We start from the raw sequence: 12,744 nt of genomic DNA on the forward strand, positions 1-12,744 counted from the left end.
AAGGAAGGCCCCCAGCCTAATGTTCAAGAAACTGCCCGGCGACGAGGCGCAGAACCTCGTCTCCACCACCCCCGATACCGCCGTCGTCTTCCGCCCGGCCGTCCTGCGCACCCCGGCGATCGTCACCATTGTGATCTTCGCGTGGCGGCTGCTGGCCGCTGCCCTGCGGCTGCTGTGGCGCCACCCCATCGCCTCGGCCGTCGCTCTCACCCCCATTACAGTCACCTACTGGTACGGCTGGCGTTGGGGCATCGGGCTCGTCACCGTGACCCCTCTCAGCCTCACCGCCTGGTTCTTCCTCGCTCGTCCCTCGTTCCTTCGCCTGCTGGGCTGGCGGCTGCTGGCCTGGTGGCGGCTGGTGTGGGTCTACCGGCGGCACTGGCAACCGGTGATGATCATCTCCGGGCTCGGCCGACACTTACGCGGCCGGGATTACCTGCCTCGCGTCGTCCGCGTCACCTGCACCTCGTGGGCCGACGTGGTCACGGTGCGAATGCTCGCCGGACAGGCGGTCAAGGACTGGGCCGACCGCACCGAGCACCTCGCCCACGGGTTCGGCGCTCGCTCCTGCCGGGTCTCCATCGCGCGTTCGGGCCGGCTGCTGCTCGTCTTCCCTCGCCGTGATCCCCTCGCCACTCCGCTCCCGGCCGTACCGGTCCCGGCTGAGGCATCGGTGGGGCCGGTGGAGGTCGGCAAGTGCGAGGACGGCAAGCCCTGGCTCTTGAAGGTCCACGGCACTCACGTCCTGGTCGCCGGAGCCACCGGGGCAGGCAAGGGCTCGGTCATCTGGTCGACGATCCGCGGCCTGCTGCCTGCCACGCGTGCGGGTCTGGCACAGGTCTGGGCGCTGGACCCCAAACGGATGGAGCTGTCCTACGGGCGTGACCTGTTCGGCGACCGCTACGCCGCGAGCCCGGCCGACTGCGCCGATCTCCTCGAAGCAGCAGTGAAGATCATGCAGGAACGGGCCGACCGCTACGCCGGACTCCAGCGCTCCCACACTCCCTCCGTCGATGACCCGTTCGTCCTGGTGGTGGTCGACGAGGTGGCGTTCCTGACCGCCTACCAGTCCGACAAGGGCCTCAAGCTCCGCATCTCCGCCGCCCTGGCCACGCTCACCACACAGGGCCGCGCGGTCGGCTTCGGCGTCCTGGCCGCTCTCCAGGACCCGCGAAAAGAGGTCATGAACATCCGCAACCTGTTCCCCGACAAGATCGCGCTCCGTCTCGACGAGTCCGAACAGGTCGACATGGTCCTCGGCGACGGCGCACGCGACCGCGGGGCACTGGCCGATCACATCTCCCCGATCACCGAGCAGGGCGCGGGCGTCGGCTACGTCCGGCTGGAGGCCTCACCCGACCCGATCCGGGTGCGCGCGGCCTACGTCTCCGACAGCGACATCCGCGCGATGGCCATGGAGGTGACCGCATGAGGGTCAGCTTCTACGGCACCGACGAGGAGATCACCCGCCTCTGCGAGCGGCCCATCCTCGCTGCCCTGGGACCGCGCCACACTCAGCCCGTCCTGGCCTTCGAGCTGTTCAACGTGCGCGTCACCGCCGACCCGTATCAGACCATGTTCCGGCTGATGGCCGACCTGTCCGAAGTGCGGGAGAGGGGCGACCGTGACTGAACTGGCCTACATCCTCGACGGCCTGCGCTGTGCCGCCTGCCACGCGGTCAACACGCTGTGGCTGGACCTGCTCCGCGGCCTGGTCGAATGTCGCGAGTGCGGACAGGGCGCGTTCCTCGACCCCGGCGACACGTACGAGGAGGGCGCGTGAGCAACCCGAACGACCGGGCCTGTCGCGCGCCGAGCGTCAGAGGATGCCGCTCGCGCTGGATGTGGCGGTGGAGATCGCCAAGCACAACGGGGTGTGCATCCGGCCGGTGGTCCTGCGTCGGCTGGACACCCACACCGGGCTCACCGAAGACGTCAACGTGCCCTGCGGGGCCACCATGGACGCCAAGTGCTCGTCGTGCGCCCGGCGCAACCGCTACCTGCGGATGGCCCAGTGCCGGGAGGGCTGGCATCTGGAAGCCGAACCCTCGATCACCCCGGATGAGCCCAACGAGGAACAGCTCTGGCTGGTGGAGTTCCGCGCCGACATGCAGGCCCAGCGCGATGCCGCGGAAAAGGCTGGCGACGACACCACCGACCTGGACGCGATCCTCACCGGCCTGGACGACGAGATCAACGCTGCCGGGATGCGTGGCACCCTGCTCGGCCGTGCTGCGGGCAAGCGCAACCGCTCGACCCGGCGGCGACAGGACGCCCCCGATCTCCCCAAGCGGGTCCGGCAGAACACCACGCTCGGGCGGACTTTCACCGGCTCGGACGGGGCAACCTACCGGCCGTCGCTGTTCCTTACCCTCACGCTTCCCTCGTACGGCAAGATCCGGGCAGGGCAAGGCGTGCCCGTCGATCCGGGCGCCTACGACTACACGCGGGCGGCTCGGGACGCGCTGCACTTCTCCAAGCTCGTCGACTGCTTCGTGCAGAACCTGCGCCGGGTCGCGGGCTATGACGTGCAGTACTTCTCTTCCGTCGAACCGCAGAAGCGGCTCGCTCCTCACTTGCACATGGCCATCCGCGGCACCATGCCTCGCGCTGAGATCAAGCAGATCGCGGCTGCGACCTATCACCAGGTGTGGTGGCCGGCCGTTGATGAGATCAAGTTCGACGGCGATCGCTTGCCGGTGTGGACGCAGCGGGCCGACCTCCCCGACGAGGAGACCTATCCAGACGGACAGGCCGGCGACTACCTCGACCCGACCACGGGGGAACTCCTCCCGACCTGGCATGAGGCACTCGACCGGCTCGGCACCGACGACGAGGCCGAACCCCTGCATGTGGTCCGCTTCGGTTCTCAAGTCGATGTTCAGGGCGTCCTGTCCGGCACCCCGGATGCCGACCAGTGCATCCGCTACCTGTCGAAGTATCTGACCAAGAGCCTCGGCGACGCCCTCGACCCTGACAACCCTGCTCAGCGAGCGCATGCCGCGCGGATGGCCGAAGCACTCCGTTACGAACCCTGCTCTCCGGCCTGCCCGAACTGGCTGTGCTACGGTGTGCAGCCCAAAGGCGCCAAGCAGGGCATGACTCCGGGCCGGTGCCGGAGCAAGGCGCACAAGCCCGAACACCTCGGCTACGCGGGCCGTCGCGTCCTGGTCTCGCGTAAGTGGTCGAACAAGACCCTGTCCGAGCACAAGCGCGACCGCCGCACCTGGGTCATGGAGGCGCTCGGCCTGGCCGATGAGGTCCCCGATCCGCACCGTTACGTCTGGAAGCCCGTTCCGGCCGGTGACGGCGACATCCCCTCTCTGGCCCTGCGACTGCTGCGCATGGTCGCCGAACGCCAGCGCTGGCGGGCAACCCTGCTCGCTCTCCAAGAGAAGGCGATCGGACAAGACCTTTCGGCAATCAGGGAGGCGGCGTGAAGAAGAAGGACGACGACAAGCTCATGACCGTCCCCGAGATCCTCGACAGGCTCGGCGGGATCTCCGTCCGGACCCTCTACCGCTGGCGCGAAATCGGCAAGTTCCCCCGCGGCCTGCGACTGCCCAACGACGAGATCCGCCTCTATCGCAGTGAGTTCGAGGCGTGGCTTGAGAGCCTCCGGGAGGCGGTGTGAACACCTCGTACGACGTGAAGTTCTGGGAGATCCGCCGGAACAAGTCCAGCAAGGCCGCGTCCTACGAGGTCCGGTGGAAGGTGGGTGGCCGGGAGAAGTCCAAGAGCTACCGGACCAAGGCTCTCGGCGAGAACTTCCTGTCCGACCTGCGGCAGGCGGCCAAGCGGGGCGAAGCCTTCGACATGGAGACGGGCCTCCCCGAGTCGATGATCCAGGCCAAGGAGGCGCAGAACTGGTACGCCTTCGTCCTGGCCTACATCGACATGAAGTGGCCCCACGCGGCGGCCAAGACTCGGGACGCGATGACCGATGCCCTGGCGACGGTGGTCCCCGCGCTGACGCGAGACATCCCCGGCAAGCCAGAGATCTCCGTCCTCCGTACGGCGTTGCGTCATTACGCGCTGCCTCCCAACGCTCGGGACAAGGCGCGGCCGGTTGAGATCGCCAAGGCGCTGCGCTGGCTCGACAAGGCCTCTGTGCCTCTCTCGGAGCTTCAGGAGGCCAAGACCGTCCGGGCCGGGCTCGACGCGCTCGCCCTGCTTCTCAACGGCAAGGCGGCGGCTGCGAACACGATCCGGCGTAAGCGGGCCGTCTTCTACAACGCCCTTCAGTACGCGGTGGAGCTGGAGGAACTGCCCGCGAACCCGGTGACGAAAGTCCGCTGGAAGCCGGTGAAGGTCGCCGAGACGGTTGATCCCCGCGTGGTCGTCAACCCTGAGCAGGTTCGCGAGCTGCTGACCATGGTGACTTACGTGGGCAGGCGCGGCCGGGGTCGTCGGCTCATGGCGCTGTTCGCCTGCATGTACTACGCGGGCATCCGGCCGGGTGAGGCGGTCGCGCTGCGCAAGCAGGACTGTCGACTTCCGGCAACCGGCTGGGGTCGGCTCAGCCTCGGCGTCTCCCGTCCCGAGGTGAACACCCGGTGGACCGATTCCGGGGATGCCCACGAGGCGCGCGGGCTCAAGCATCGGGCGCAGGAGGACACGCGGCCTGTCCCGATCCCCCCGGTCCTGGTGAAGATTCTCCGCGAGCACCTCGACGAGTTCGGAACCGCCAAGGATGGCCGGCTGTTCCAGAGCGAGCGCGGCGGCGTGGTCGCCTCGACGGCCTATATCGAGGTGTGGGCCGCGGCTCGGCTCCTCGCACTGACGCCGGAACAGGCCGCCTCTCCCCTGGCTCGCAGGCCGTACGACCTGCGACACGCGGCGGTGTCGCTCTGGCTCAATGCCGGGGTGCCCGCTCCGGAGATCGTGAGGCGGGCCGGTCACGGCGTTGACGTTCTCCTCCGCGTCTACGCGAAGTGCATCGACGGCCAGGGGGAGACGGTCAACCGGAGGATTGATGACGCGCTGGCCGCGTGAAGATCACCTCTGCTGTGGGGCTCTGGGACACACTCCCGGAGCCCTTTCGGCGTTCCGGGGTACATCCCGCGCATGTCCCGCAACGCCTGGCGCGACCTGGGGAAACGCCTCATGATCCATCCCGCGTATATCCCGCGAGCGCTGACATGCGGCTGCTTCCGGCTGCCTACGCCTGCATGTCCCGGAAACGCAAAAGAGGCCCCGAAGGGCCTCTGAGCTGCCAGTTTGGCTGGTGGCAGGTGCAGGACTTGAACCTGCGTAGGCTGAGCCGACGGTTTTACAGACCGCTCCCTTTGACCACTCGGGCAACCTGCCGTGTCCACCGCTTGCGGCGGCGACAGGTAGAAGAATAGCGGACTTCCGAGTGTGACGTGACATCGACGGCGGGCACCTCCCGATACCCGCTCCTATCAGGACTTTTGGGGCGCACATCGCCGCTTGCGACGGTGTCGTCTGGGGATTGCGGGGAGAGAGTGACGTCAGAGACATCTCGGTGCCGGGGTGGGACAGGGCTCGCGGGGGGTGGGACAGGGACACGCTGTCACCTCGGCATCGGCGGGAGATGCTGGCTAGGCTGATCTGTTACGTACGCGTCTACCGAACCGGCTCGCGGGCGCCACCGCGATTCGAGGTCCGTGGCTTCCGGGAGCCGGCCGGCGATTGATAGTTCCAGCAGGTCAGAGGGGATTGAGCTTTGGCGGATTCATCGTTCGACATCGTTAGCAAGATCGACCACCAGGAAGCGGACAACGCGCTGAACCAGACGGTCAAGGAGGTCGGGCACCGATTCGACTTCAAGGGCACCGGCGCGACCATCGCCTGGTCGGGCGGTCAGAAGGCCGTTGAGATCAAGGCCAACAGCGAGGAGCGCGCCAACGCGGTCCTCGACGTCTTCAAGGACAAGCTGATCAAGCGGGGGCTCTCCCTCAAGATCCTGGACGCGGACGAGCCCAAGCTGTCCGGCAAGGAGTACCGACTTCTGGTGACCCTCAAGGAGGGCATCGACCAGGAGCACGCCAAGAAGATCTCGAAGATCATTCGTGATGAGGGGCCCAAGGGCGTCAAGGCCCAGATCCAGGGCGAGGAACTGCGGGTGAGTTCCAAGAAGAGGGACGAGCTGCAGGAAGTCATCGCCCTTCTCAAGGGTAAGGACCTGGAGATCGCGCTTCAGTTCTCGAACTACCGCTAGCAGAAGGGAAACCGAGGCTCTGACCTGTGGTTTCAGGACCTTACTGCTCCAGGGAGGGCACATCCAGGGCATACGGCCGGGGCAAGAGGCTCTCTTGTGCCCCGGCCGCTCACCCGTTTCACCAAAGAATTATCGTCCTGTTCATGGGGAAAATTCATGACAGGATTAACGATCGGCTGCGTGAGTTCATCGGAGCGCAGCCGATCTACTTCGTGGCGACGGCTCCCGAGCAGGGCGGCCACGTCAACATGTCCCCCAAGGGATACGCCGACACCTTCACCGTCCTCGATGACACCACCGTCGCCTACCTGGACCTGGACGGCAGCGGGGTGGAGACCATCGCCCATCTCCGCCAGAACGGCCGCATCACGGTCATGTTCTGCGCCTTCTCCGGCCCTCCCAACATCCTCCGCCTGTACGGCACCGGCCGTGTCGTCGTACCGGAGAACCCCGACTTCGCAACACTGATCAAGAAGTTCGGCCCGCATCCGGGCGTGCGGTCGATCGTCGTCGTCGACTGTGACCGGATCTCCGATTCCTGCGGCTTCTCGGTGCCGTTCATGTCCTTCGAGAAGGACCGGACGCTGCTGGACGAGTGGGCTGGACGCAAGGACGTCCAGCAGCGGCGCACCCACCGGGCCCGGAAGAACCGCGAGAGCATCGACGGCATCCCCGGCCTTTCCGCGGAGGAGACCGACCCGGTCACGCAGCACTCCTGAGCCGGTCGGCCGGTGGCCACCCCGGGACCGGCGCTCGCGGAGGCCGGTCCGTTCGCCTGCGCCGTGAGTGTCATCCGCTCGCTCCCCGCGAACGGATGACACTCACGGCGACACCGCCGGTCGGCCTTCCCCTGGGCGTACAGTAAGCCGGTAAGCGACGGACACCCCCCGTATGTCCGGAAGACTCGGGGGGCCTCAGTGGGGTTGTTCTGCCGCTTGAGCGTTTGCGTCGGCGCGGTCGCCGTGGTCGTGGGGGCGGGCGTCCCCGCGGAGGCCCGAGGTGTGAGACCTCCGGTCCGGTACGCGGGACTCGACGGGTGTGTCTGTGCTCCGTGGAAACTCTGGGTACGCGGCGGTGGGGTGCTCACTCTCCCCGACGCCCGGGTTTTCTCCGTGGGGAGGCAACGAGCACCGCTGGCCCTGTCGCCGAACGGTAGGTATGTCGCGTACTTCCAGCGGCGGGGTGGGGCGCTGGTGGTGCGGGAGGTGGCCACCGGCGAGATGCGCGCCGTGCCGGGAGTGATGTGGTCGAACGCGATGCGCGCGGCACGGGTCGACCTCTCTCCCGGCGGGCGGTACGTGGTGCTGGGCATCGGCTGGGAGCATCGGATCCTGGACACGTACAGCGGGGAGAGCGTCCCGGTGCCACCTGGCCTGCGACCGTGGAGTTTCAGCCCTGACGCGAAGTTCGTACTCGTGGTGGACGACACGTTCCAGGCGGTGATCTACTCGATGTCGCCCTTCACCGAGCGGGGACGCGTTCCGGTGGGGGGTGCGCTCGGCCCGGGCGGCGAGACCGTCGCCCACTTCACGGCACGTGACGCGGGGATCCGCCTGTGGAACGTGCCCACCGGCGGCATCCCCAGGCACGATCCCATCGCCGTGCCCGTCGACAGGACTCCGACCCGGATGCGCTGGAACGGTGCGGGCCGTCTCGACCTGCAGACGGTCATCCCGCGCAGGATCAGGAAGGGGGGCGGCACCCGCTACACCTGGTATCGGGTCGATCAGGAGTCGGGCGGCACGGAACGGGTGAGTGGCTTCGTCGTGCCCGGGTCCGTCCACAACCCGATCGTCACCGGGCTGACTCCCTGACCCGATCGTCACCGGACTGGCTGCCTGACCCGATCGTCACTGGGCTGACTCCCTGACCCGTCACGGACCGTAGAGGCTCACGGCAGCACGGGAGCGCGGAGTCAGCGGCGGTAGCCGGCCATGCGCTCCAGGCGGGCGACGCGCTCGGCGGTGGGCGGGTGGGTGGAGAACATCCGTCCGATCCCGGCGCCGCGGAAGGGATTGGCGATCATCAGGTGGGAGGCGGAGGCGATCCGGCCGTTCTCCGGGAGGGGCAGCTGACGGGTGCCCATCTCGATCTTTCTCAGGGCCGAGGCGAGGGCCAGCGGATCACCCGTCAGCCGGGCGCCGGACTCGTCCGCCTGATACTCGCGGGAGCGGGAGATGGCCATCTGGATCATCCCGGCCGCGACCGGGCCAAGCACGATCATGAGGATCGCGCCGATGAACCCCGGGCCCTCGTCCTCGTCCCCACCACCGAAGAACAAGCCGACATAGCCGAGGTAGGTGATCATCGTGGCGAGCGCGCCGGCCACCGAGGAGATCAGGATGTCGCGGTTGTAGACGTGGGAGAGCTCGTGCCCGATGACCCCGCGCAGCTCGCGCTCGTCGAGGAGCTGGGTGATCCCGTAGGTCACGCAGACCGCGGCGTTGCGGGGGTTGCGCCCCGTCGCAAAGGCGTTGGGCTGCATGGTCGGCGAGACGTAGAGGCGGGGCATGGGCTGGCGGGCCTCGGTGGAGAGCTCGCGCACGATCCGGTAGAGGAGCGGCTGCTCCACCTCACCCACCGGCCGGGCGCGCATGGCCGACAACGCGATGCGGTCGGAGAAGAAGTAGGCGACGCCACTGGTCGCCAGCGCGACCAGGACCGCGATCTGCACGCCGGTGCCGCCTCCGAACCACGCCCCCACCACGATGATCACCGCGGACAGTGCGCCGAGAAGGACCGCGGTACGCAGACCGTTGTGGTGCACTACACCCCCCTTTCGGTTGATGCTGATTCACCTGTGACAACGTCTCCGGCCAGGTCGAACGTTCCCGGATGGTTCAGCCCGCGGCGATGAGCGCCGCGGGGACGAGATCGAGGACCAGCTGGGGGGCGGCCGAGAACGCGATCGCGACGATCCCGGCCACCGCGACCGCCACGCTCGCGGGTATCCATCCGGTGCCGCGGCCACCCGTCTCCGCGCTGCCCGTCATGACGCTTCCTGTCACGGCACTGCCTGTCACGGCGCTTCCTGTCACGGCACTGCCTGTCACGGCACTGCCTGTCACGGCACTGCCCGGCACGGCACCCCCGATCACAGCGCTGCCCGCCACGGCGCTCCCGACCGCGGGGCTCTCGGTCACCGGGAGCGGAGTGAAGATCCGCACGACCCAGGCGACGTAGTAGTAGAGACCCACGACGGTGTTGACCGCCATCACGGCCGCCAGCCAGCCACCGCCTCCGCCGATGAGCTCCCGGAACACCACGATCTTGGCGAAGAGTCCGGCCAGCCCCGGGGGCAGGCCCGCCAGGCAGATCAGGAAGAAGGCCAGCGCCAGCCCGGCCGCCGGGCTCCGGAACGCCAGGCCCCGGTAGTCGTCCAGCTCTCCCCCGCCCGACCTCCTCGACACCAGCGTGACCACGGCGAACGCACCGAGGTTCATCGCCGCGTAGAAGATCAGGTAGGCGACCGAGGCGTTCATCGCCTCGTCGTTCCTGATGCCGAGGGGAGCGAGGATGTAGCCCGACTGGGCGACGGACGACCAGGCGAGCAACCGCACGGCGTGGCGCTGACGCGTGGCCAGGAGGTTGCCGACGGTCATGGTCAGCGCGGCGAGAATCGCGACCAGCGGGACCCAGACAGCCCCCTGGCCGCCCAGGGCGACGACCAGGATGAGGATCAGCCCCGCGAACCCCGCCGCCTTGGAGATGACGGAGAGAAGCGCCGCGACGGGGATGGGCGCTCCCTGGTAGACGTCACCCGCCCACGCGTGGAACGGCACCGCTGCGATCTTGAAGGCGAACCCCGCGAGGACCAGGACCACGGCCACGGTGACCACGGCGGGCAGGTCGTAGGCGATCTGCAGCGAGGACTCGTAGGCGCCGCCGTCGCCGACGTCTCCCTGGCCGGGCCCGAGGCCGATGGCCGCGGGGACGTCCTGTCGCAACACGTGGGCGATGCGGTCGAGGTAGACGGTGCCGGTCGTTCCGTACAGCAGGGAGACCCCGAAGAGCATCACCGCCGTGGAGACCACGGAGACCAGGAAGAGCTTGACCGCCGCCTCGGAGCTCCGGCCGTCGTAACGCTTGAGCGCGGTGAGCGCGAACACCGGCAGCGAGACGAGCTCCAGCGCGACCACCAGCATGATCAGGTCACGGGAGGCGGGCAGGGCGACGGCACCCGCCAGCGTGCAGAGCAGCAGGAAGTACCACTCTCCGACGGGGATGTCCCCGGAGGAGAGTTCGGCCGCCGACAGCAGCACCACGACGATCCCGGCGAACAGCGCGAGCCCGGCGAAGACCAGCGTGAAGTCGTCGACCACGAACGAACACGGTGCCACGGCGGACGTGGGCGCCGTGGGCCCGGTGGCCGGGGGAGCGATGGCGCCGATCACCGCACGGGGGGAGCCGAGCAGCCCCTCTGGTACGCAGAAGGTTCTCAGCGGCTCTCCGGCGCGTACGGCCTGGGAGATCACCACCGCCAGGGCAGCGACCACCCCGGACAGCGTGACCGCTCCGAGCGCCGTCCGAACGTACGGCCTGTGGGGCAGGAAGGCGTCCAGGAGCAACACGAGCCCCGCGGTGAGGGCGAGGATCAGGGGCGGCGCGACCGCGTAGTAGTCGATCGACTGGATCACGGCGCGCCCACCAGGGTCCGGACCACCGGATCGGTGAGGAGGAGAAGCGCCTTGGGCCAGAGCCCGAACAGCAGGATCAGCGCGATCAACGGCACCCAGGCGGCCAGTTCGTGGCCCGAGACGTCGGGCATGCGTGATCTGTCCGTGCTCGTCGCTCCCGATGCGGCTCTCGAAGTCGCCCCCGCCCTCGAACCCCCCGAACCCCCCGAAGTCCCCAGAGCAGCCGAAGCCGCCGAAGCCGCCGAAGTCGCCGAAGCCGCCGAAGTCGCCGAAGTCGCCGGAGGAGGAGCGCCACCCCCGCCGACGGTTGCCATGAGGGGGCCTTCCTTCTCCCCCGTCTCACCGGCGGGGGCGCCACCGTCGCGATCGCCCTCCTCCCCGGTCGGTCCCGTGGAGGGCAGGCCGCCCGCGGCGGCCGCGGTGAGGACCGGGACATGGACGGTCTCGGTACCCCGGCCGTGAGTGACGCGGGAGAGCATGAGCAGGAAGTAGGCGGCGGTCAGCACGGTACCGAGACCTCCCAGGGCCATGAAGACCAGGTAGAGGGGGCGCGACAGACCCGCGGCCGGTTCGAAGGCACCGAGGAGGGCCAGCATCTCACCCCAGAAGCCCGCCAGTCCCGGCAGCCCGAGCGAGGCGACGCAGGCGAAGGTGAGCAGGGAGGCGAGGCGGGGAAGACGTGTCAGCATGCCACCGCCGAGGGCAGGCATGTCGGAGGTGCCGTAGCGCTCCTTGATCGCTCCGGCGACGAAGAACAGCAGGGCGGTGATGAGACCGTGGGCAATGTTGCCGAACAGGGCACCGTTGACTCCGGCCGGAGTGAGCGTGGCGAAGCCCAGGAGCACGAAACCCATGTGTCCGACCGAGGAGTAGGCGATCATCCTTTTGAGGTCACGCTGGGCGAGACAGGCCAGCGAGCCGTAGACGATGCCGATCACCGCGAAAGCCCCGAGCCACGGGGCCGTCGCGGCGGCGCCGTCGGGCAGGATCGGGATCGCGACGCGGGCGAAGCCGTACGTGCCCATCTTGAGCAGCACGCCCGCCAGGAGCACCGAACCGACGGTCGGCGCCTCGGTGTGGGCGTCGGGCAGCCAGGTGTGCAGCGGCCACATCGGGGTCTTGACCGCGAAGCCGATGCCGACGGCCAGGAAGGCGATGGTCTGCACCGCGGGGGACATGCCCGTTCCCCGTGCCCGCGCGAGGGCGATCATGTCCAGGGTGCCGGTCTGGGACCAGATGAGCAACAGGCCCAGCAGGAGGACCACCGAGCCGAGCAGGGTGTAGAGGATGAACTTGATCGCCGCCGCCCGGCGGGCACGCCCGCCCCAGATGGCGATCACGAAGTACATCGGGATGAGGACGACCTCGAAGAACACGAAGAACAGCAACAGGTCGAGCGCGAGAAAGGTGCCGATCATGCCCACTTCGAGGACGAGCAGCGTGAACACCAGCGCCCGTGGCCGGTTGCCACCGGGCCGGGGACTGAGCAGCTGCCCGGGGCCGTCGGCGCGCCCCCGGCACAGGTAGACGAAGCAGAGGAAGGTCAGCAGCGTGGTCAGCACGACCAGCGGCAGCGAGATCCCGTCCACGCCGAGGTGGAGCCTGAGGTCGAGGCCGGGGATCCAGGCCAGGTCGGTCGCGAACTGCACCCGGGCGGCGTCGCCGTAGTCGAACGCGGCGACCAGCACCACCGACAGCGCGAACGTGATGCCGGAGACGACCAGGCCGTGCATCCTGAGCAGCCGCCCCCTGGCCGCGACGTCCGACCCGAACGGCGCGAGCAGCGCGGCGGCTCCGGCGAGTGGCACCCCGAGGAGCACGATCAGCATCCAGCTCATGGCGTGGCCACCTCACCGAGGTTCGGCACAGGATCCGGCCCTGAGTTCGCCCCGGTGTCCGGTCCTGGGTCCGGGTTCGGGTCCG

Annotated in this window: 12 protein-coding genes and 1 tRNA gene; 9 read left to right on the forward strand and 4 right to left on the reverse strand. The window is 68.5% G+C overall.

Translation table 11 applies throughout. The features are described 5' to 3' along the window. Nucleotides 1-19: 19 nt before the first annotated feature. The 6 genes from AB0F88_RS43435 to AB0F88_RS43460 are packed head-to-tail and all read left to right on the forward strand — an operon-like array spanning nt 20 to nt 4,995. The gene (locus AB0F88_RS43435) at nt 20-1,432 is read left to right on the forward strand and encodes an FtsK/SpoIIIE domain-containing protein (protein ID WP_362698236.1); all 1,413 of its coding nucleotides are present in this window, start codon (nt 20-22) and stop codon (nt 1,430-1,432) included. Beyond that, nucleotides 1,429-1,632 (forward strand): hypothetical protein, encoded by a 204-nt coding sequence (locus AB0F88_RS43440; protein ID WP_362698239.1) that lies wholly within the window; start codon nt 1,429-1,431, stop codon nt 1,630-1,632. Before AB0F88_RS43435 ends, AB0F88_RS43440 begins: the two co-directional genes overlap by 4 nt. Beyond that, nucleotides 1,625-1,783 (forward strand): hypothetical protein, encoded by a 159-nt coding sequence (locus AB0F88_RS43445; RefSeq protein WP_362698242.1) that lies wholly within the window; start codon nt 1,625-1,627, stop codon nt 1,781-1,783. The genes AB0F88_RS43440 and AB0F88_RS43445 overlap by 8 nt, the downstream gene beginning before the upstream one ends. Nucleotides 1,784-1,826: 43 nt before the next feature. Beyond that, nucleotides 1,827-3,440 carry a replication initiator gene (locus tag AB0F88_RS43450; protein WP_362698245.1) on the forward strand — a complete coding sequence of 538 codons (1,614 nt, stop codon included), beginning with the start codon at nt 1,827-1,829 and terminating at the stop codon, nt 3,438-3,440. 23 nt (nt 3,441-3,463) lie between these two features. Then, a complete protein-coding gene (locus AB0F88_RS43455) occupies nt 3,464-3,634 on the forward strand; it encodes a helix-turn-helix domain-containing protein (protein ID WP_362698335.1) in 171 nt (56 codons plus the stop codon). Then, complete coding sequence (locus tag AB0F88_RS43460; RefSeq protein ID WP_362698248.1) at nt 3,631-4,995, forward strand: site-specific integrase; 1,365 nt, start codon at nt 3,631-3,633, stop codon at nt 4,993-4,995. Before AB0F88_RS43455 ends, AB0F88_RS43460 begins: the two co-directional genes overlap by 4 nt. A 230-nt stretch (nt 4,996-5,225) precedes the next feature. On the opposite strand, the gene AB0F88_RS43465 is transcribed toward AB0F88_RS43460, so the two are convergent. Then, nucleotides 5,226-5,310, reverse strand: a tRNA-Tyr gene (locus tag AB0F88_RS43465). Between the two features lie 379 nt (nt 5,311-5,689). On the opposite strand from AB0F88_RS43465, the gene AB0F88_RS43470 reads away from it, so the two are divergent. From AB0F88_RS43470 to AB0F88_RS43480, 3 genes are all read left to right on the forward strand, one after another. Beyond that, nucleotides 5,690-6,184 carry a YajQ family cyclic di-GMP-binding protein gene (locus tag AB0F88_RS43470; RefSeq protein ID WP_362698251.1) on the forward strand — a complete coding sequence of 165 codons (495 nt, stop codon included), beginning with the start codon at nt 5,690-5,692 and terminating at the stop codon, nt 6,182-6,184. A 143-nt stretch (nt 6,185-6,327) separates the two neighbouring features. Then, complete coding sequence (locus AB0F88_RS43475; protein WP_362698254.1) at nt 6,328-6,903, forward strand: pyridoxamine 5'-phosphate oxidase family protein; 576 nt, start codon at nt 6,328-6,330, stop codon at nt 6,901-6,903. A 393-nt stretch (nt 6,904-7,296) separates the two neighbouring features. Beyond that, nucleotides 7,297-7,998, forward strand: coding sequence for a hypothetical protein (locus tag AB0F88_RS43480; protein WP_362698257.1), 702 nt, complete (start codon nt 7,297-7,299; stop codon nt 7,996-7,998). A 101-nt stretch (nt 7,999-8,099) separates the two neighbouring features. On the opposite strand, the gene htpX is transcribed toward AB0F88_RS43480, so the two are convergent. The 3 genes from htpX to AB0F88_RS43495 form a co-directional block, all read right to left on the reverse strand. Further along, entirely contained in the window at nt 8,100-8,951 is an 852-nt protein-coding gene (htpX, locus tag AB0F88_RS43485) for a zinc metalloprotease HtpX (RefSeq protein WP_362698260.1), read from the reverse strand. 73 nt (nt 8,952-9,024) lie between these two features. Beyond that, nucleotides 9,025-10,821 carry an NADH-quinone oxidoreductase subunit N gene (locus AB0F88_RS43490; protein ID WP_362698263.1) on the reverse strand — a complete coding sequence of 599 codons (1,797 nt, stop codon included), beginning with the start codon at nt 10,819-10,821 and terminating at the stop codon, nt 9,025-9,027. Beyond that, nucleotides 10,818-12,659 carry an NADH-quinone oxidoreductase subunit M gene (locus AB0F88_RS43495; protein WP_362698266.1) on the reverse strand — a complete coding sequence of 614 codons (1,842 nt, stop codon included), beginning with the start codon at nt 12,657-12,659 and terminating at the stop codon, nt 10,818-10,820. Before AB0F88_RS43495 ends, AB0F88_RS43490 begins: the two co-directional genes overlap by 4 nt. Between the last annotated feature and the right edge of the window lie 85 nt (nt 12,660-12,744).

Origin of the sequence: Streptosporangium sp. NPDC023963, from assembly GCF_040639135.1 — a bacterium.
Lineage (GTDB): Bacteria > Actinomycetota > Actinomycetes > Streptosporangiales > Streptosporangiaceae > Streptosporangium.